The sequence below is a fragment of the Larsenimonas salina genome, from assembly GCF_023736155.1.
Taxonomy (GTDB): domain Bacteria; phylum Pseudomonadota; class Gammaproteobacteria; order Pseudomonadales; family Halomonadaceae; genus Larsenimonas; species Larsenimonas salina.
This window is the reverse complement of the sequence record NZ_JAMLJJ010000001.1, coordinates 195,752-215,667: the sequence shown is the minus strand read 5'-3', so window position 1 is coordinate 215,667 and position 19,916 is coordinate 195,752. Positions and strand designations below refer to the sequence as shown.

The 19,916-nt window shown below is 58.8% G+C and carries 15 protein-coding genes; 3 read left to right on the top strand and 12 right to left on the bottom strand.

The window, feature by feature from the left end; translation table 11 throughout:
- Positions 1 to 93 precede the first annotated feature (93 nt).
- Complete coding sequence (locus tag NAT23_RS00990; RefSeq protein WP_251924692.1) at positions 94 to 1,539, bottom strand: glyceraldehyde-3-phosphate dehydrogenase; 1,446 nt, start codon at positions 1,537 to 1,539, stop codon at positions 94 to 96.
- A 419-nt stretch (positions 1,540 to 1,958) separates the two neighbouring features.
- Between NAT23_RS00990 and mfd the strand changes: the two genes are divergently transcribed.
- Positions 1,959 to 5,414 (top strand): transcription-repair coupling factor, encoded by a 3,456-nt coding sequence (gene mfd, locus NAT23_RS00985; protein ID WP_251926193.1) that lies wholly within the window; start codon positions 1,959 to 1,961, stop codon positions 5,412 to 5,414.
- A gap of 95 nt (positions 5,415 to 5,509) precedes the next feature.
- On the opposite strand, the gene NAT23_RS00980 is transcribed toward mfd, so the two are convergent.
- Genes NAT23_RS00980 through NAT23_RS00960 form a run of 5 tightly spaced genes read right to left on the bottom strand, consistent with a single transcriptional unit; the run spans position 5,510 to position 9,973 of the window.
- The gene (locus tag NAT23_RS00980) at positions 5,510 to 6,247 is read right to left on the bottom strand and encodes an S-methyl-5'-thioinosine phosphorylase (protein ID WP_251924691.1); all 738 of its coding nucleotides are present in this window, start codon (positions 6,245 to 6,247) and stop codon (positions 5,510 to 5,512) included.
- Positions 6,248 to 6,277: 30 nt separating this feature from the next.
- Complete coding sequence (locus NAT23_RS00975; protein WP_251589639.1) at positions 6,278 to 6,862, bottom strand: hypoxanthine-guanine phosphoribosyltransferase; 585 nt, start codon at positions 6,860 to 6,862, stop codon at positions 6,278 to 6,280.
- Entirely contained in the window at positions 6,855 to 8,270 is a 1,416-nt protein-coding gene (locus tag NAT23_RS00970) for a mechanosensitive ion channel family protein (RefSeq protein WP_251924690.1), read from the bottom strand. Before NAT23_RS00970 ends, NAT23_RS00975 begins: the two co-directional genes overlap by 8 nt.
- 22 nt (positions 8,271 to 8,292) lie before the next feature.
- Entirely contained in the window at positions 8,293 to 9,333 is a 1,041-nt protein-coding gene (gene nagZ / locus NAT23_RS00965) for a beta-N-acetylhexosaminidase (RefSeq protein WP_251924689.1), read from the bottom strand.
- Positions 9,334 to 9,361: 28 nt separating this feature from the next.
- Positions 9,362 to 9,973, bottom strand: a complete 612-nt coding sequence (locus NAT23_RS00960) for a TetR/AcrR family transcriptional regulator (RefSeq protein ID WP_251924688.1) — start codon at positions 9,971 to 9,973, stop codon at positions 9,362 to 9,364.
- A gap of 95 nt (positions 9,974 to 10,068) precedes the next feature.
- On the opposite strand from NAT23_RS00960, the gene lexA reads away from it, so the two are divergent.
- Positions 10,069 to 10,698, top strand: a complete 630-nt coding sequence (lexA, locus tag NAT23_RS00955; protein WP_251924687.1) for a transcriptional repressor LexA — start codon at positions 10,069 to 10,071, stop codon at positions 10,696 to 10,698.
- A 63-nt stretch (positions 10,699 to 10,761) separates the two neighbouring features.
- On the opposite strand, the gene NAT23_RS00950 is transcribed toward lexA, so the two are convergent.
- The gene (locus tag NAT23_RS00950; protein ID WP_251924686.1) at positions 10,762 to 11,979 is read right to left on the bottom strand and encodes an argininosuccinate synthase; all 1,218 of its coding nucleotides are present in this window, start codon (positions 11,977 to 11,979) and stop codon (positions 10,762 to 10,764) included.
- A gap of 189 nt (positions 11,980 to 12,168) precedes the next feature.
- Between NAT23_RS00950 and rnt the strand changes: the two genes are divergently transcribed.
- Entirely contained in the window at positions 12,169 to 12,834 is a 666-nt protein-coding gene (gene rnt, locus NAT23_RS00945) for a ribonuclease T (protein ID WP_251924685.1), read from the top strand.
- Between the two features lie 105 nt (positions 12,835 to 12,939).
- Here the strand turns inward: rnt and rpsA are convergent, their stop codons facing one another.
- The 5 genes from rpsA to serC all read right to left on the bottom strand — a co-directional run bounded on the left by rpsA (position 12,940) and on the right by serC (position 19,915).
- Positions 12,940 to 14,625 carry a 30S ribosomal protein S1 gene (gene rpsA, locus NAT23_RS00940; protein WP_251924684.1) on the bottom strand — a complete coding sequence of 562 codons (1,686 nt, stop codon included), beginning with the start codon at positions 14,623 to 14,625 and terminating at the stop codon, positions 12,940 to 12,942.
- A 173-nt stretch (positions 14,626 to 14,798) separates the two neighbouring features.
- A complete protein-coding gene (gene cmk / locus NAT23_RS00935) occupies positions 14,799 to 15,485 on the bottom strand; it encodes a (d)CMP kinase (protein WP_251924683.1) in 687 nt (228 codons plus the stop codon).
- Positions 15,478 to 17,724: a bifunctional prephenate dehydrogenase/3-phosphoshikimate 1-carboxyvinyltransferase gene (locus tag NAT23_RS00930; RefSeq protein ID WP_350028296.1), complete on the bottom strand. Its 2,247-nt coding sequence runs from the start codon at positions 17,722 to 17,724 to the stop codon at positions 15,478 to 15,480. Before NAT23_RS00930 ends, cmk begins: the two co-directional genes overlap by 8 nt.
- A complete protein-coding gene (gene pheA, locus NAT23_RS00925) occupies positions 17,721 to 18,827 on the bottom strand; it encodes a prephenate dehydratase (protein WP_251924682.1) in 1,107 nt (368 codons plus the stop codon). The genes NAT23_RS00930 and pheA overlap by 4 nt, the downstream gene beginning before the upstream one ends.
- A gap of 8 nt (positions 18,828 to 18,835) precedes the next feature.
- Positions 18,836 to 19,915 carry a 3-phosphoserine/phosphohydroxythreonine transaminase gene (gene serC / locus NAT23_RS00920; protein WP_251924681.1) on the bottom strand — a complete coding sequence of 360 codons (1,080 nt, stop codon included), beginning with the start codon at positions 19,913 to 19,915 and terminating at the stop codon, positions 18,836 to 18,838.
- Position 19,916 lies beyond the last annotated feature (1 nt).

The following is a 19,916-nucleotide window of genomic DNA, read 5'->3' as shown; positions in this document are numbered from 1 at the left end:
AAGAGGGAAGGCTCGAAAGGCCATCGGTTACGGGGGTGTAACCGAAATTCGGGGCATTATTTAAGACAAAAGTCGAATAATGCCCCGGAGGGATCACTGCTCGGGAAGCTCGACCAGATTCTGACAGGCCATCTTTTCTACAAGACGAACGACCTGACAGCTGTAACCGTACTCGTTGTCATACCAGACGTACAAGACAATCTGGCGACCGTCAGCGATGGTTGCTTCACCGTCGACGATACCGGCGTGACGATTACCGACAAAATCCGAGGAGACAACTTCAGGCGAACAGACGTAATCGATCTGATGACGAAGCTCTGAATGAATCGAAAGCTCGCGCAGATAGTCGTTCAGCCCTTCGCGGTCGACATCACTTTCAAGCGTCAGATTCAAGATCGCAAGTGACACGTTGGGCGTGGGTACGCGAATGGCGTTGCCTGTCAGCTTGCCATCGAGCTCCGGCAGCGCCTTGACAACCGCCTTGGCTGCACCCGTTTCGGTGATGACCATGTTGAGCGCGGCACTGCGCCCACGGCGTGATGCCGAGTGGAAATTATCGATCAGGTTCTGATCGTTGGTGTAGGAATGCACCGTTTCCACATGACCGTGTGCAACGCCGTAACGGTCATTGACCGCTTTAAGCACCGGCGTGATGGCGTTGGTTGTGCACGAGGCCGCCGAAAGGATCCGGTCATCTTCAGTCACGGCGTTGTCGTTGATGCCGACAACGATGTTCTTGAGGCTGCCCTTGCCCGGCGCGGTCAGCAGTGCCTTGGACACACCCTTGGCCGCCAGATGTTTCTTGAGCCCGTCTTCATCACGCCATTTACCGGTGTTATCGATAATGATCGCATTATCGATGCCGTAATCGGTGTAATCGATGCTGGACGGGTCAGAGGCATAGATGAACTGAATGCGTTGGCCGTTAACCACCAACGCATTGTGGTCATGATCGATCGAAATCGTACCCTGAAACGCACCGTGCACGGAATCACGACGCAAAAGACTCGCACGCTTTTCGAGATCGCCGCCATCGCCGCGAACAACCACGGCACGCAGACGCATCTGACTGGAATCACCGTTTTCGATCATGATCCGCGCAAGCAGTCGACCGATACGGCCAAAGCCGTAAAGCACCAGGTCCTGGGGCGGAGCCGACAGGGTTTCAGGCGAATGCTTACCGATGATCGGTGCCAGTTCCTTTTTCAGGAACTGCATCGGATCGCTGTGCCCGCCCTTTTTATAGGCCATTGCAAGCTTACCGAAATCGATTCGTGATGGCCCCGGCGACAGCTCCAGCAGGCGCTTGACCAGCGGATAGGTATCGCGAATCGTCAACTCCGTACCCTCGACCTTGCGCACGAAGCGATGGTCCTTGAGGATTCGAATGACGGACTGCTGCGCAAGCGGCCGACCATACATCAGCGGGACAACTCGAAACTCGCGGTACAACCGACCGAGCAACGGAATCATTTCCTCGGCCATGGCCTCATGCGACTGCCAGGCTTGAAAACACGAATCGCTTGAAACGGGATTCATGGAAGGGGGTTCTCCTTGTGGGGGCTCTCTCTCGACGCCTGTGTTCCTTTCGTGCGTGTGCCAACTGTCTTATATCTGGCACCGCCCACTGTTGTCGTGGCAATGACGGTTCATACCCTGGGTGTGAACGGGCAACCAAGCGATGCGGCGGATTATGAGTATTTACATGAGACCCGACAACCGCGGCATGGTCGTGCATGCTGTAGGCCTGCTACACCTGCCTGCCACTTGCCCCCATCAAATCACGCGCCAGGCACACCCGGTAGTTATAAGACTACATAAGGTGGCGATAGAGCCTGCAAGGTCTACAGTGTGGCTTTACACTACACGTACTCGACCTGGGCCCGGCATCGACACCTGCGTGCGACCGCGCCCTTCAATCAGCGTGCAAAGGCCAGACAATCGTCGTGACAACCCGCATGTATAGCCCGTTTTCTCCCCCGCTTCCCAGTGGCAGCAAACAGACCTGCTATTGGGGCCCCCAGCATGGCAGCGCCTACGCTCTGGCACTTACTCAGTGGTCACGAGAGACCAGTGATCCGATCGTGGTCATCACCCCCGATACCGCCAGCGCCCAACGCCTTGAAAGCGATCTTGGCTTTTATGGTGCCGATCTTGAAACCGCGCTCTTTCCCGATTGGGAAACGCTGCCTTATGACAGTTTCTCACCGCACCAGGACATCGTGTCGGCGCGCCTTAAGCTGCTCAATCGTGTGCAGCGCGGCTTCAATGGCATCGTGATCGTTGCCATCAACACCCTGATGCAGCGCCTGCCCCCGGTGGACTTCGTCGCCATCCAGGCCATGACGCTTGCAACCGGTGATCGGCTCGAGCGCGAGCGCTTCAGACAAAGCCTGCACCGCGCCGGATACCGCGCGGTCGAAACCGTGTTCGAGCCGGGTGAGTATGCCTTTCGCGGCGCCTTGATCGACCTCTACCCGGTCGGCGGCGATCATCCGGTTCGCATCGACTTGTTCGACGACGACGTGGACAGCCTGCGCACGTTCGACCCGGATACCCAGCGCACAATCGACAAGATAGAGCGGCTCTCGCTGTTACCGGCTCATGAATACCCGCTGACCGAGGAAGGCATTGCTCGATTCCGGGAAGGCTTTGAAACCCGGTTCGATGTCGACCCGCGCCAGTGCCCGGTCTACGTCGATGCCTTGAAGGGAATCGCCGCACCGGGGCTCGAGCAGTACCTGCCGCTGTTTTTCGAAACGACGTCGACGCTGCTTGATCATCTTCCAGAGGGCGCCTCGATTGCCCTTTATCAGCACACCTTCGAGGCGGCCGAAACGCACTGGCGCTCGATCGAAGCGCGCTTTGACAATCTCGGCGTGGATTCAACGCGCCCGCTTCTGCCCCCGGCCACGGCATTCGTGCCCGTCGCCGAACTGTTTGGCCAGTTCAACACGCGCCCCCGAGTTCAATGGGTCGAGGCCGATCACCCTCACGCGCACTTGTTCGAAACCCACGCGCTTCCAGACGTCGCCATCGATGGACGAAGCACCAAGCCACTAAGCCGAATCGAACAGGTGCTGGCCGACCACCCGGGGCAGCGGCTATTGCTGGTCGCCGAGTCTCGCGGCCGGCAGGAAGTGCTGCAGGACACGCTCGCCCCGCTGGGTCTGGATGTACCTGACCTCGATCACTGGCAGGCGTTTCTCGACAGCACCCACACGGTCGCGATGACCCACGGCGCCGTCGAGGCTGGCCTCTGGGTCGGCACGCCCCCCGACATGCTGGTGTTGACCGAAACCGAGCTGTACGGCGATATCGTTCGACAAAGTCGACGCCGGGAAAAGACAACCGACGACAGCGAAATGGCCGTGCGCCATCTCTCTGAGCTCAAGGAAGGCGCCCCGGTCGTGCATCAACAGCACGGCGTCGGCCGCTATCTGGGCCTTGAAACCCTCTCGACCGGCGGCCAGCAGGCGGAGTTTCTGACGCTAAAGTTTGCCGATGACGCGCGACTCTACGTGCCGGTGGATCATCTGCACCTGATCTCCCGCTACGCCGGTGCAAGCGACGAGCACGCCCCGCTTCACAAGCTGGGCTCGGAGCAGTGGACGAAAGCCCGCAAGAAGGCCGCAGAGAAGATTCGCGATACGGCCGCCGAGCTACTGGACGTCTACGCGCGCCGCGAAGCGCGTGAAGGCTTTGCCTGCCCCGCCCCGGATGACGACTACGCCCGCTTTTCTGCCAACTTCGCCTTCGAAGAAACACCGGATCAGCGCAACGCCATCGAGGCGGTGATCAATGACATGACCGCCAAGCAGCCAATGGACCGCGTCGTCTGTGGCGATGTGGGGTTCGGCAAAACCGAAGTCGCCATGCGCGCGGCGTTTCTGGCGGTGCATTCGGGCCGCCAGGTCGCGGTGCTGGTGCCGACCACGCTGCTGGCTCAGCAGCACTTCGACACGTTCATCAACCGCTTCGCCGACACCGCCATCCAGATCGAGCTCATCTCGCGCTTCAACGCCGGCAAGGCGCAGAAGGCGGCGTTCGAGCGCATCGCCAATGGCCAGGCTGACATCGTCATCGGCACGCACCGCCTGCTCAGCAAGGAGCTCTCGTTCGATAACCTGGGGCTTGTGATCGTCGATGAAGAGCACCGCTTCGGGGTCAGTCAGAAAGAGCGCTTGAAGCAGCTTCGCGCCGAGGTCGATATTCTGACCCTCACGGCCACACCGATTCCAAGAACGCTGTCGATGGCGATGAGCGGCATGCGCGATCTGTCGATCATTGCAACGCCTCCGGCCAAGCGACTGTCGGTCAAGACCTTCGTACAACAGCGCAACGAAGGCGTACTCAAGGAGGCAATCCTGCGCGAGCTCTTGCGGGGTGGTCAGGTCTATTACCTGCACAACGACGTCAAGACCATCGACGCCACCGGTGAGACGCTCCAGGAATTGATTCCCGAGGCCAGAATCGGTATTGCCCACGGACAAATGGCCGAACGGCAGCTCGAGCGCGTGATGTCGGATTTTTACCACAAGCGCGCCAACATTTTAGTGTGCTCGACGATCATCGAAACCGGCATCGATGTGCCCTCGGCCAATACCATCATCATCGAGCGCGCCGACAAGTTCGGCCTCGCCCAGCTTCACCAGCTTCGCGGGCGGGTCGGGCGCTCACACCATCAGGCCTATGCCTACCTGTTGACGCCGCCGCCTCGGCAGATGACCAGTGACGCCAAAAAGCGCCTCGACGCCATCGCGCAGGCCGAAGATTTGGGGGCAGGCTTCACCCTTGCAAGCCATGATCTCGAGATTCGCGGGGCGGGTGAACTGCTGGGGGACGAGCAAAGCGGTCAGATCGAGACGATCGGCTACACCCTCTACATGGACATGCTCGACAGCGCGGTCAAGGCGATCAAGGCCGGCAAGACACCGAACATCGAGGCGCCTCTCAATGAGGGCGTCGACATCAACCTGAACGTTCAGGCGCTCTTGCCTCAGGACTACATTCGCGACGTTTCCCAGCGATTGATCATGTACAAACGCATCAGCAACGCCGCCAACGAGGGTGAGCTCAAGGAATTGCAGGTCGAGCTTGTCGACCGGTTCGGCCTGCTGCCGGAGCCGGTCAAGAACCTCTTCCGCCAGGCTCAGCTCAGACAGCGCGCCGACCGTCTCGGCATCGTCAAGATCGATGCCGGCGACAAGGGCGGGCGCGTTCAGTTCAGCGAGCAGACCGCGGTCGACCCGATGACACTGGTCAACCTCATCCAAAGTAATCCGCTGATCTACAAGTTCGATGGCGCAAGTCTTCTTCGCTTCGAGCAGGACCTTGCCACCGCCGAGGCGCGGTTTAAGGCTGTGGAAAGCCTGCTTGGCCATCTCAACCAGAAAACAGCCGAAACCGCATGACGCTCAGAGCTGGTTTAGGCCACGCGTGAAGCGTTCGACGCAAAACGGCCCGGTTTCAACCGGGCCGTTTTTTTAAACGCGTTGCTTGAGATTCATCAGCAGCGGGTGCTGATGAGGGTCTCCAGAAGCCGGCGCGCACGCTCCATGCCGCCCTCGAGTGCCTCGGCGATTTCTTCCATCGTGATTTCATCCTCACACACCCCGGCTGCCGGATTGACCACCAGCGAAAGCGATGCATACGGAAGCTCGAGCTCCCGTGCCAACGCCGCCTCCGGCATGCCCGTCATTCCGACCAGCGTACAGCCATCGCTTGCCATGCGCGCGATTTCAGCCGCGGCCTCAAGTCGAGGCCCCTGAGTGACGCCATAAACGCCCTCCTCGACCAGCACCTGACCACAATGACGTCCCGCCTGACTTAGCGCGGCCCGAAGCGCCCCATTGTAGGGCCACGAAAAATCGATGTGCTTTAACGGCTTGAAGCGGCCATCGAAGAACGTGCCCTCACGCCCGTGGGTGTAATCGATCAATTGATCCGGCAGGACCAGATCGCCCGGCGCCAGGGCGGGGTCAATGCCACCAACGGCGTTGACGCCAACAACACGGGTCGCACCGGCCTGTTTCAGCGCCCAGAGGTTGGCCCGGTAATTGATCTTGTGCGGCGGCACCTTGTGCGGATGACCATGACGGGCGATGAACAGCACATCCTGCTCATTGATCCGCCCTTGAACCACGCCTGCCGAAGCGGCTCCGAGCGGGGTTTCGCTCGCGAAATTCTTGACCACTTCAAGCCCCGGCATTTCAGTCATGCCGGTTCCACCCACGATCGCAAGCATGTCGCTTCTCCTTGATGGTATCGAGCGGGGTTACAGCCCCTTGGGCGCAAAAATGCCCGGCGCGTTGCGCCAATAGCCTTTGTAATCCATGCCGAAGCCGAACACGTAACGATCCTCGACATCGAGGCCGCAGAAATCGGCACGCAGGCCAGGAACGGCCTTGCGGTCGTGGCGCTTGTCCACGAGCACTGCACTCGAGACGCTTTCAGCACCCGCAGTACGGCAGTAATCGAGAATGGCGGCAAGCGTGGTGCCTTCATCGAGAATGTCATCGACAATCACGACATGACGCCCGGCCATCGGAATCTCTGGCGACACGCGCCAGAAAAGCTCGCCTCCGCGAGTGTCACCGCGGTAACGCGTGGCATGCAGGTAGTCGACTTCCAGGGGAAATCCGAGACGGGTCAACAGGTGCCCGGTCGTGATCAGCCCGCCATTCATGACACAGTAAAATACCGGCAGTTTGTCGCCGAGCTGTTCTTCGAGCGCCGCGGCCATGGCATCGAGCGCCGCCTCGAGCTCCGATTGCGAAATCAGGCAGTCGGCCTCGTCCATCATGGCGCGCATGTCGTGATAATGACGTTGATGATCGGTAGACAAAGGGGAATCAGGCATCTTCGGCATCTTGGGTTGAATTTGAGGAGGCGTCGTCATCGCTTGGCCCTTGTCGGGCCCCACGCGTTGACCGACGCGTGTTCGACCGAGTCGCGCCTGACCGGGTCGCGCTCGACCGGGTCGCGCTCGACCGATTGGCAGTCGAGCGTTTGGACGAGCCAGCATGCTTTTCGTTCGAGCCGGAGGCGTCCTGGCGCGTGTGCGCCTCAGCGTCCTGCTCATCATCTGACTCGTCCTGCCCGTCATCAGGCTCGTTCTGTTCATTGTCGGACGAATCGGGCGCATCATACCCTTGTGGACGCTCGACCGCGACCGGCGTCGCCATATGAAGCTTGGACAGCGGCAACGCAAGCTCCGCGCCCTGGTCATAGACAATATCGCGCACGCCGAGAAGCACACGGTGCTTGATGTCGTGGAACCGCTGCCAGTCGATCTCTTCGGTGAAGGCGTACACCATGATGTCGAGCGAGTAATCACTGATGCCGTTGAAGCAGACCGTGATCGATTCATCGTGATCGATGTCGTCCATGTCCTGAAGCATCTGACGAATGGCGTCCACGATCGGATCGATGTGCTGCACATCTTCATAGCGAACCCGGATCGTTTCCCAGATACGCCGACTGATCATACGGCTCGGGTTTTCGACCACAATGCGACTGAAAATCGCGTTTGGCACGTACAGGGGCGGCCCCGGAAAGGTGCGAATACGAGTCAGGCGCCAGCCGATGTCTTCAACGACACCTTCTATTTCCCGGTCGGGCGAACGCACCCAGTCACCGACCTTGAACGGCCGATCGACGTGCACCACCATGCCGCCAAAAAAATTCGCCAAAAGGTCTCTGGCCGCGAAACCGGCCATGAGACCACCAAAGCCACCGAAGGCGAGCACACCCGAAAGCGATATGCCAAGAATCTTAAGCCCCCATAGCCCGACTACCGTAACCAGCACGGCACCGAACACCTTGGTCAGCGCGTCCATGGTGGTTTTTTCAAGGGGCTTGACGTTGCTGTTGGCGGGCGGGTTGACCATTCGCGGTTCAATGCGAGAAATGAAGCGCCACCCAAGCCACCCGAAGAGAGTCAGCGACAGCAGCTCGATGACCGTGGGCATGTACTGGCTTACCCAAGGCGCCTCGAAGTGCGCACCGATAAACAGAACGACGGTGGCCACCGCCATCATCCAGATCCAGGCCCTGAACGGCGCTCGAAACGATGCGACCAGTACATCATCCCACCGGTTCGACGTCTTCTGAAGGCGTCGCTCTACCGGTTTCAACACGAAATAGAACAGCAGGTCGACCGCAATGGCCACGCCAAGTGCGATCAGCGGCATCTCGAGCCACGCAGGGATACCCAGCCCATCGACGTACTCGCGAAACTGGGTAAAAAAAGCGAAGAAGCCGTCCATGGCAACCTCCGAAGTTAGGGATTCAGGATACAGGTGTATCCGACGTCGCCATGGCCTCGAGCCTGGCGTGCGTCTTGCGCCATCGACACAGTGCCTCCAGCGCGTCGAGCTCGGGCCGGGCGCGAGCAAAACGTAATCGGCCGAGTTTCTTGGAGGGCTCGAGTGACTGGGATTCGAACGCCTCAACAATCGAGCGTGCGCCTGCGCGATCATTGCAGATCAGCGGTAGATCACAGCCAGCGGCCAGTGCCTGGTGTGCACGCTCAAGCGGCGTGCCGGCGCCGTGGGCCCCTTTCATCGAGAGATCATCGGAGACAATCACGCCCTTGAAACCGAGACTCTCACGCAAGAGCCCAAGCCAGGACGGCGAAAACCCGGCCGGCCGAGCATCGAAACTCGGATAGCTCACATGAGCCGGCATGATGGCCGCAAGCTTGGGCGCCAGCTGCTTGAACGGCACCAGATCATTGGCCTCGATCTCCTTGAAGGGCCGCTCATCGACCGGCAGCGTCTCGTGGGAATCCGTATTTACGTGGCCATGACCCGGATAGTGTTTACCGCAGGCAACCATGCCGGCCTCCCCCAGGCCCTCGATAAAGGCGCCGGCCAAGGCGACCACCGTATCGGCCTCATCTGAAAACGCACGATTACCGATGGCCGGGCAACGATCACTGTCCAAATCAAGCACGGGCGCGAACGAGAAATCGATGCCGACCGCGGCCATTTCCATGCCGAGCAGCCAGCCGGCATCCCGCGCAGCGCCGGCGGCGACTGCGGCACCTTGCGCCTTGGCCATTTGACCGAAGGCACCCATCGGCGGCAGACGCGTCACGCCGTTGATCAGACGCTGGACGCGCCCACCTTCCTGATCGATCGCGATCAAAAGCGCCCCGTTGACCGAGCGGATATCCTGACAAAGCGCCTTGACCTGACCGGCATGTTCGATGTTTCGGGAAAAAAGAATAACGCCTGCGACGGCCCTGGACTCAAGCAACCGACGCTCATCATCGGTAAGCCTGGGGCCTTCAAGGTCTAGCATGATCGGTGCGACAGGGTGTGTCATAAAAAAACAGTCTCTTCTTGATGATGACTCAAGCACGAAGCGCGGCAATCGCCATGGGACGAATCGTTTGTGCCAGTGCCCGGATAGAGGCCTGCGACGCGTTGGGGGCCGTCATGCCGCGAAGCGTATCCAGGCTCGACAGCGTGAACACCACCGAGCCCAGCAGAAAGTGCAGACGCCAGAAGCGCTCTTGACTATCAAGCTCGGGCGTTGCCTTGGCCATCAACGACATGAACCGCTCGAACAATACCGCGTAATGCGTTTGAACGTACGCGCGCAGATCGCCCTGCTGCTGAGTGTAGGCAAGGCCGATCAACTTCATGAATACGCGCAGATCCCCGTGGCTTGACGGCGTATTCAAGGCGCAATACATCAGTGCATCGACGAGCTCTTCAAGCGTTGGCGTGCGCTCGGCCCACTGAGCAAGCGTTGTTTGAAAAAGTTCGGCAAACGGGTCGAAATGGCGACTGAACACCGACTGGATCAAGGCGCTCTTGGAGCCAAAATGGTAATTGACTGCCGCCAGATTGACGCCGGCGCGCTGGGTGATCGCACGCATGGACGTCTCGGCGAACCCGTGCTCCACAAAAAGCGCCTCGGCGGCGTCGAGAATCCGCTCGGCAGTAGTGACTTCGGCCATAGATGCTTTGTCTCTCTTATCCCTTGACTGGCTTGGCAGCGGGCAATTAACTGGATAAAATCACAGGCTGTACACCCTATCACCACGGAGTCGTCATGACACGCCCACTGACAGCACGACAGCAAGAAGTCTACGACTTTATCCGTCGAACGCTCCAAGATCATGGCTACCCGCCCACCCGCGCTGAAATCGCTACAGCGCTAGGGTTTCGTTCGGCAAACGCCGCCGAGGAGCACCTTAAAGCGCTCAAGAAAAAAGGCGCCATCGACATGATCCCCGGCACCTCTCGTGGAATTCGGCTTCCGCAGATCGACGACCCTGCCCCGGAAGGCCTTCCCGTTATCGGTGAGGTTGCAGCGGGTTCACCCATTCTTGCCGAGGCCCACATCGACCGGTACTGCCCCCTGCCCGCAGACTACTTTACACCAACCGCCGATTACCTGTTACGCGTGCGCGGTCTCTCGATGAAAAATGTCGGCATTCTAGATGGCGACCTGCTTGCGGTTCACCGCACCAGCGACGTTCGCGATGGCCAGATTGTGGTCGCCCGAATCGATGATGAAGTCACGGTCAAACGGCTTCAGCGCACCAACGGCATGATCCACCTGCTGGCGGAAAACGATGCCTTTGCGCCGATCGAAATCGATCCGACCACGCATGAGTTCTCCATCGAAGGCATCGGTGTGGGAATCATTCGAGGCGGCGACAACGCCGGGCTCCACTAACAAGAACGGCGCGTCATCCCATAAAAAAGCCTCCCTCGGGAGGCTTTTTTCGTCGAGAGACGCTTATTCGCCGCGTCCCTTCGTGGCTGCGATTCGAAGTCGAAGCGCGTTGAGCTTGATAAAGCCCTCTGCATCCTTCTGATCGTAGGCACCTGCGTCATCTTCGAATGTGGCGATAGAGGCATCGAAGAGTGAGTCGTCGGACTTACGGCCAACCACAGTCACGTTGCCTTTGTAGAGCTTCAGCCGGACAACGCCATTGACGACGTCCTGGGTGTTGTCGATCGCAACCTGAAGCATTTCACGCTCAGGGCTCCACCAGTAGCCGTTATAGATGACCTTGGCGTACTTGGGCATCAACTCATCTTTCAGATGCGCGGCTTCCCGGTCGAGCGTGATCGACTCAATCGCCCGGTGGGCACGCAGCATGATGGTGCCACCCGGTGTTTCATAGCACCCGCGTGACTTCATGCCGACATAACGGTTCTCGACAATATCGAGTCGACCGATGCCGTTCTCACCGCCGACCTTATTCAGATGCGAGAGCACCTCATGCGCCTTCATCGGCTGGCCATCAATGGCGGTGATGTCGCCATGCTCATAGGTCAGCTCGATATAGGTGGGCTGATCCGGTGCAGCTTCCGGGCTCACGCTCCAACGCCACATGTCCTCTTCGGCTTCTTCCCACGGGTCCTCGAGGTTGCCGCCCTCATAGGAAATGTGAAGCAGGTTGGCGTCCATGGAATACGGCGATTTTTTCTTGTTGGTCGAAAAATCGACCGGGATGTTGCGCTCTTCGCAATACGCCATCAGCTTCTCGCGTGAATTCAGATCCCACTCGCGCCACGGCGCGATGACCTTCACGCCAGGCTTCAGTGCGTAGGCGCCCAGCTCGAACCGAACCTGGTCATTCCCCTTGCCTGTTGCCCCGTGGGCGATGGCATCAGCGCCAGTTTCGTTGGCGATTTCGATAAGACGACGCGCAATCAGCGGCCGCGCAATCGAGGTACCTAAAAGGTATTCACCCTCGTAGACCGTATTGGCACGGAACATCGGGAAGACATAATCGCGCACAAACGTTTCGCGCAGGTCCTCGATGTAGATTTCATTGACCCCCAAGGCTTCCGCTTTCGCACGCGCAGGCTCAACCTCTTCCCCCTGCCCCAGATCGGCCGTAAAAGTGACTACTTCGCAGTCATAGGTATCTTTCAACCACTGAACAATTACCGAAGTATCCAACCCGCCGGAATAGGCGAGTACGACCTTCTTGACATCGGACATGCTGCTCTCCTTGTTGACGATGACGAGGTGGGGCAACAGCACCTGACCCACCCAAGCCTTGATGTTCTCTGCAATTATAACGAGCGACCCGGACTTCGAATACCGCAATCGCCACGCGTGAGACGCTTATCCACTTACCTGTTACACTTGGCGCGACATACTTCCCGGTCACCCACTTAAGGACACCCTATGACCGACGCCAACCCAATGGGCGCGATGGCGCGACGTTTTCGCGGCTTTCTGCCCGTGGTGGTCGATCTGGAGACTGGCGGATTCAATGCGAAAACCGATGCCATTCTCGAAATTGCGGCAACACTTCTGACCATGGACGATCATGGCAACCTGTTGCCGGACAGCACGCATGCCTTTCATGTCACACCCTTCGATGGTGCAAATATCGAACAGGCCGCGCTCGATTTCACCGGCATCCAGCTCGATAGCCCGTTTCGTAAGGACATCGCCGTCGATGAAAAGACAGCGCTTGAAAGCCTGCTCAAACCCGTCCGCAAGGCCGTCAAGTCACATGGCTGCACACGTGCCATTCTGGTCGGGCACAACGCTGCCTTCGACCATGGCTTTCTAAACGCAGCCAATGAACGGCAGGGCATCAAACGGAACCCGTTCCACCCGTTTTCAAGTTTTGACACGGCAACACTTGCCGGATTTGTTTACGGTCAGACCGTTCTGGCACGCGCCTGCCGCGCAGCAGGCATTCCGTTCGACAATCAGGAAGCGCATTCAGCCCGTTACGACACCGAGCGCACGGCCGACCTCTTTTGCGCCATGGTCAATCGGTACAAGGATCTGGGCGGATGGAACATGACGCTTCAGGAACAGGGAATGGACGACCTCTAAGTTAAGTCACAGCATCGCAAGACGTTCGCCACTCATGCTTCACATGGGTTGGCGACATAAAAAAAGCCGCCCAAGTGGGCGGCTTTTTCGTTAGCGGCTATGGACTCAGGAATCCTGTTCCATTTGCTGCTTGATCAGATCACCGATGGTAGTCGGGCCGGAGGACGTGCCTTCCGGTTCCTGATCGCGCATGGTGCGCATGGTCTTACGTGTGTCGGCCTGTTCCTTCGCTTTGATGGACAGGTTGATGACACGGTTCTTGCGGTCAACGTTGGCAATGCGCGCTTCAACACTGTCGCCTTCGTTTAGAACGTTGCGTGCATCTTCAACACGGTCAGCACTGATCTCGGAGGCCTTGAGCACAGCGATAACGTCTGTTGCCAGCTCAACGTAGGCTTCCTTGGCATCTACCTCGACAACACGGCCGGTAACCAGTGCGCCCTTGTCGTTCACGGCGAGGTATTCAGAAACCGGGTCGCTCTCGAGCTGCTTGATGCCCAGAGAAATGCGCTCACGCTCGGGGTCGATAGAAAGGATGACGGCTTCAGCTTCGTCGCCTTTCTTGTAGTTGCGCACTGCTTCTTCGCCGGTCTCGGACCAGGAGATGTCAGACAGGTGCACAAGACCGTCGATGCCGCCATCAAGACCGATGAAGATACCGAAATCGGTAATGGACTTGATGGTACCAGTGACACGGTCACCCTTGTTGAAGTGAGAGTTGAACTCTTCCCACGGGTTCGGAGTGCACTGCTTGATGCCGAGCGAGATACGACGACGCTCTTCATCGATATCAAGAACCATGACGCCGATGTCGTCACCGACCTGGACAACCTTGGACGGATGAATGTTCTTGTTAGTCCAGTCCATTTCGGAGACGTGAACCAGACCTTCGACACCCTCTTCGAGCTCGGCGAAGCAGCCGTAGTCGGTCAGGTTGGTTACGCGTGCTGTAACCTTGGTGTTTTCCGGATAACGACCCTTGATGTTGACCCAGGGGTCTTCGCCCAGCTGCTTAAGACCAAGAGAAACGCGGTTGCGCTCACGATCGAACTTCAGAACCTTGACGTTGATTTCATCGCCAACAGCTACGATTTCGCTCGGATGCTTGATGCGCTTCCAAGCCATATCGGTGATGTGCAGCAGGCCGTCAACGCCACCGAGGTCAACGAACGCGCCGTAGTCGGTGAGGTTCTTGACGATACCGTTGATCTGCTGACCTTCCTGAAGCGTTGCCAGCAGCGCTTCGCGCTCGGCACTGTTTTCAGCTTCAAGAACAGCACGACGGGAAACGACAACGTTGTTGCGTTTCGGATCGAGCTTGATGACCTTGAAGTCCAGCTCTTTGTTCTCGAGGTGCGCGGTATCGCGAACCGGGCGAACATCTACCAGTGAACCGGGCAGGAACGCACGAATGGAATTGACATCGACGGTAAAACCACCTTTGACCTTCCCGTTGATGATGCCCTTGACGACTTCATCGTCTTCAAACGCAGCTTCCAGTTCTTTCCAGGCTTCCGCGCGCTTCGCTTTTTCGCGCGACAGGCGAGTTTCGCCAAAGCCATCTTCGACGGCTTCCAGAGCGACCTTAACTTCGTCGCCGATGCCGATCGTCAGTTCACCATTTTCGTTTTTGAACTGGGCGGCCGGAATTTGGCCTTCAGACTTCAGTCCGGCGTTAACAGTGATCCAGTCGCCGTCAACATCCACAACGGAAGCCATGACGATTGCGCCCGGCTCCATATTGATGTCCTGAAGTGACTGTTCAAACAGTTCAGCAAAACTTTCGCTCATGATGTTCCTATATCTCAACGTGAAGCGGTGTTTACCGCTATCTCTCCGCGCCACCAGCAAGCACGGGCCAATCGACTTTCCCCGGGGGCGTTAACGCTGGTTCGACGTACGCAGATTTCCAGAGTTCTATCTGCGCACCCCATGACACCTGGCCGGGGCCTTTTAATGAATGACTACACGATATGTCGTTTGGAGATCAATGCAGTGATTCGTGTGATGACGTCTTCGATGGAAAGCTCGGTGGTATCGAGCGTAACAGCGTCTTCGGCTGCAACCAGAGGCGAGGACGATCGATTCATGTCCCGATCATCGCGCGCTTTTATCTCTTCCAGAAGATCGGGCAGGCTAGCATGTATACCTGCCTCCTGCAACTGACGGTGGCGTCTGCGCGCTCGCTCATCGGCGCTTGCCGTAAGAAAGATCTTGAGTGAGGCATCCGGAAAGACGACCGTCCCCATATCACGGCCATCGGCCACCAAACCCGGCGCCTTGGCAAAGTCGCGCTGGCGCTCCAAAAGCGCGCTGCGCACCACTGGATAAGCCGCAATCCGTGAGGCAATCGCACCAATGGCTTCATTGCGAATCGCCTGACTTACGTCATCGCCGCCCAAAAGTATCTTGGTTCCGCCATCAACTGGAATGAAATCGATTTCAAGCTCGGACGCCGCATGAGCGACCAGCGCCTCATCGTCGATCGGCAACTGGCGCCGATCACAGTCGAGCGCAGCCAGGCGATAGATCGCCCCCGAATCAAGAAGGTGCCACCCAAGCGTCTCTGCAATACGACGGCTGATCGTACCCTTGCCTGCACCGCCCGGCCCATCAATTGCAATTACCGGCGCCATCGCTGAATCACTCATCGCTCTCCTCGGCACTGATGCGCATGCCGAGTCGTTCGGCAAGCTCGAGAAAATTGGGGAAGGACGTGGCCACATTGGCGCAGTCGCGAATGGTGATTGTCTCACCGGCGTTCAGCGCCGCCACGGCAAAGGCCATCGCGATTCGGTGATCACCCAGGCTATCGACGACGCCACCCCCGTACTTACCCCCCACAATATCGATGCCATCATCGACCACCGTGTGCTCAATCCCAAGTACGGCCATGCCATCGGCCATCGCCTGAATACGATCGGACTCCTTCACACGAAGCTCTTCCGCCCCGCGAAGGCGTGTCGTCCCCTCGGCATTGGCGGCCGCAATGAACAGCACCGGAAACTCATCGATGGCCAGCGGCACCTGATCCTCGGGTATATCGATTCCCTTGAGCTGTGCATGACGGACATGCAGATCGGCGACCGGCTCGCCACCGACCTCGTGCTGATTTTCAAGCGTGATGTCCGCGCCCATGGCCTTCAGGATATTGATGACCCCGACGCGAGTCGGATTGATTCCGACATGTTCCAACACCAGATCAGCGTTGGGCGTGATCGACGCAGCCACCAGGAAAAACGCTGCCGAGGAAATATCCGCCGGCACATCGATTGGGCCACCGCGCAGCGTACCGCCGCCGTGCAAGGTCGAGACCGGGCCCTGCTTGTCGACCGCAAAACCAAACCCATTGAGCATGCGCTCGGTATGATCACGGGTCGGCGCCGGCTCGGTCACGCGCGTTTCGCCCTCGGCGTACAGCCCCGCCAGTAGAACGCAGGATTTCACCTGCGCGCTCGCCATCGGAAGTTCGTAATCAATGCCCTTGAGCGCTTGACCACCTCGGATTGTCAGCGGCGGTCGCCCACCCTCGGCGGACTCGATGTGTGCCCCCATCAAGCGCAGCGGGTCGACCACGCGCCCCATCGGACGCTTGGTCAGCGAGGCGTCTCCCGTCAGCTCGGTATCAAATCCCTGTCCGGCCAGAAGCCCTGCAAAAAGACGCATCGCCGTACCGGAGTTACCGACATACAGGGGGCCATCCGGCTTCTTGAGCCCATGAAGGCCCACACCGTGAATGATCACACGCCCCTGATCCGGACCCTCGATCGCAACGCCCATCTCACGAAAGGCCTGGAGGGTCGCAAGACTGTCCTCACCTTCAAGGAAACCATCCACCTGCGTCACGCCGTCGGCCAGCGCGCCAAGCATGATGGCACGATGCGACATAGACTTGTCGCCCGGCACGCGAATGCGCCCTTCGACGGCCCCGCCGGCCTGGGCACGATAGGTAATGCTGCGTTGTTCCATCGACTGATAACTCGACTGATTCAAGAGTGTTTCAAAGTAATGCCGAGCGTGGCTCGCGCGCGAAAAGATCGAAAGCATAGCGTCGCCATCGCTTGATTCGACAGCGCACCTCAAACGCGCCACGCCCTGCTCGAACTCATCAAGCGCATCCAGCACGGCCGTCTTGTTGGCCATGAACACATCGCGCCACATGACCGGGTCACTGCCGGCAATGCGGGTAAAATCACGAAACCCGCCTGCGGCGTATTGAAATATTTCGAGCCGCTCATCCTGACGCGCCAGCGTATCGACCAGTGAAAACGCCAGAAAGTGCGGAAGATGGCTGGTGCGCGCCAGAACATCATCGTGATGTTCGACGCTCATGCTCAACACCTGCGCGCCGAGGCGCTGCCAGAGCGAGGCCACCAGCTCGAAGGCCCCGCTCCGATTGGTCGCCTCAGGCGTCAAAATCACATTGTGATTGGCATAAAGCGTCGGATTTGCCGCTTTGACGCCGCTTTTCTCAGACCCCGCAATCGGGTGCCCAAGCACTACATTGTCCGGTACATGCCCGAATACCCGGCATACGCTTTCGCGCACCGCGGCCTTGGTGCTGCCGACGTCAGTCAGAACCAGTGCATCATGCCACACCGGCATGAGTGCACGAAGCACCTGCTCAACGGCAAGCACGGGAACACATACAACGATCAGATCGGCCTCTCGCCCCATGGCCTCGATCGACCCGAACGCATCGATGATTCCCATCGACCGCCCGACCTCGAGTTCATCATGGCAGGCATCGCTTGCAAGAATCCGGCCCTTGAATCCCTGTGCTTTCAGGCCCGCAGCAATGGAGGCACCGATCATGCCAAGTCCGATAATCAGAATCGAGTCGGTATGTTCAAGCACTCGCGGTGTGGATGCAGGCGCGGCCGATGTCACAGAACACCCACCGGATAGGACCCCAGCACCTTCAAATCCGCCGTACGCTCAGAGGCCTCGGCAAGCGCTGCCTTGACCCGCTCATCATCACCATGCCCTTTGAAATCGATAAAGAAGACATAGCTCCAGGCACCGTTATGCGACGGCCGACTCTCCAAGCGCGTCATGTCGATGCCATGGCGATGAAACGGCTCGAGCAGGTCATGCAGTGCGCCCGGCTGGTTACGCATGGCCGCCACAATGGATGTCTTGTCGTCACCGCTTGGCGGCACATCATGGGTGCCGATGATCAGGAATCGAGTCGAGTTGTCGGGCTGGTCCTCGATCTTTTCGGCCACCCGCTCAAGCTCATAGCGCTTCGCCGCCATATCGCCCGCGATCGCGGCGCTGTGCCACTCACTCTTGACCAGGCGCGCCGCCTCGGCGTTGGAAGATACCGCGACCCGTTCGGCATGGGGGTAGTGGGCATCGAGCCATTTGCGGCACTGCGCCAGCGACTGACTGTGCGAGTAGATGCGGGAAATCTGGTCACGGCGCGTGCGCTCGGACACCAACAGATGGTGGTGAATACGAAGCACCACTTCCCCGTTGATCTTGAGTGACGGTGAAGCCATGAACGAATCGAGCGTGTGGCTGACAATGCCTTCGCTTGAATTCTCGACCGGCACCACGCCGTAATGCGTCGCGCCCGCCTCGACCTCTCGAAAGACCTCGTCGATCGCATTGGTCGGCACCGGCACGGCACTGCCCCCGAAATGCTTGAGCGCGGCCTGCTCGGTAAAGGTGCCCTCGGGCCCCAGATAGGCCACGCGAACGGGCTGTTCAAGCGCCAGACACGAGGACATGATCTCGCGAAAAAGACGCGCCATTTCCTCGTTGCTCAAGGGGCCGTCGTTGAGCTCCATGACGCGTCTAAGCACGCGCGCTTCGCGCTCGGGCCGGTAGAACACCGCACTCGGGTCTTCGGTCAGCTTGACGCTTGCAACCTGCTGCGCACAGCGAGCGCGCTCGCTGATCAATGCGAGAATGTCGCTGTCCAGTTGATCGATACGCTGTCGAAGCGCTTCCAGGGAATCACTGATGCTTGAAGAAGAATCGGTCATGCTCGCTCCTAGCCGTGTCGGCGCTCGAAATCGGTCATGAACTCGATGAGCGCGTCCACGCCTGATTCCGGCATTGCGTTATAGATGCTGGCGCGCATGCCGCCAACGCTTCGATGCCCTTTCAGCGCAAGAAGCCCCGCCGCCTCGCTTTCGGACAAGAACGTCGAATTGAGCGCGTCATCGGCAAGCGTGAACGGTACGTTCATGATCGAACGGCTGCGCTCGACAATGGGGTTATTGTAAAGCCCACTGTTGTCGATCGCCTGATAGAGCTTGGCAGCCTTGCGGCGATTGATCTCGGCCATCGCCTCGACCCCGCCCTGCTCTTTCAGCCACTGAAAGACAAGCCCAGAGAGGTACCAGGAATAGGTCGCCGGAGTGTTGTACATCGAGCCATTGGCGGCCATGAGCTGATAGGAGAGCATCGATGGAATGCTCGACTGCGCACGGTCGAGCAGATCGTTTCGAACGATCACCAGCGTAATGCCGGCCGGGCCGATGTTTTTCTGAGCGCCTGCGTAGATCACGCCGAATTTCGATACATCGACCGGCGTCGACAGAATGGACGACGACATGTCGCAGACTACCGGCACATCCACCTCTGGCACGTGATCGAACTGCAGGCCACCGATGGTTTCGTTATCGGTGTAATGCAGATACGCCGCGTCGTCGGTAAGCGAAAGACTGCCCTGAGCCGGGGCTTCGGTGTAGTTATTGGCGTCACTTGAGGCAATAACCTCGGCCCCCACCAGATGCTGGGCTTCCTTATAGGCCTTCTGGGACCAGATGCCGGTATCGATGACGTTGGCTCGACCGCCCTTGCCGGTCAGATTAAGCGCGGTGGCCGCAAACTGCGTCGCAGCGCCTCCCTGGACAAACAGCACGCTGTAATTGTCTGGCACTCCCATCAAGTCGCGGAAATCAGCTTCTGCCCGCTCGGCAATCGCCATGTAATCCGCGCTTCGATGGCTCATTTCCATGACCGAAAGGCCCTTGCCCTGATAGTCGAGCAACTCGGCCTGAGCGCGCTCGAGCACGGCCTGCGGAAGCGTTGCCGGGCCCGAGCAGAAATTAAAGTGTCTCGTCATC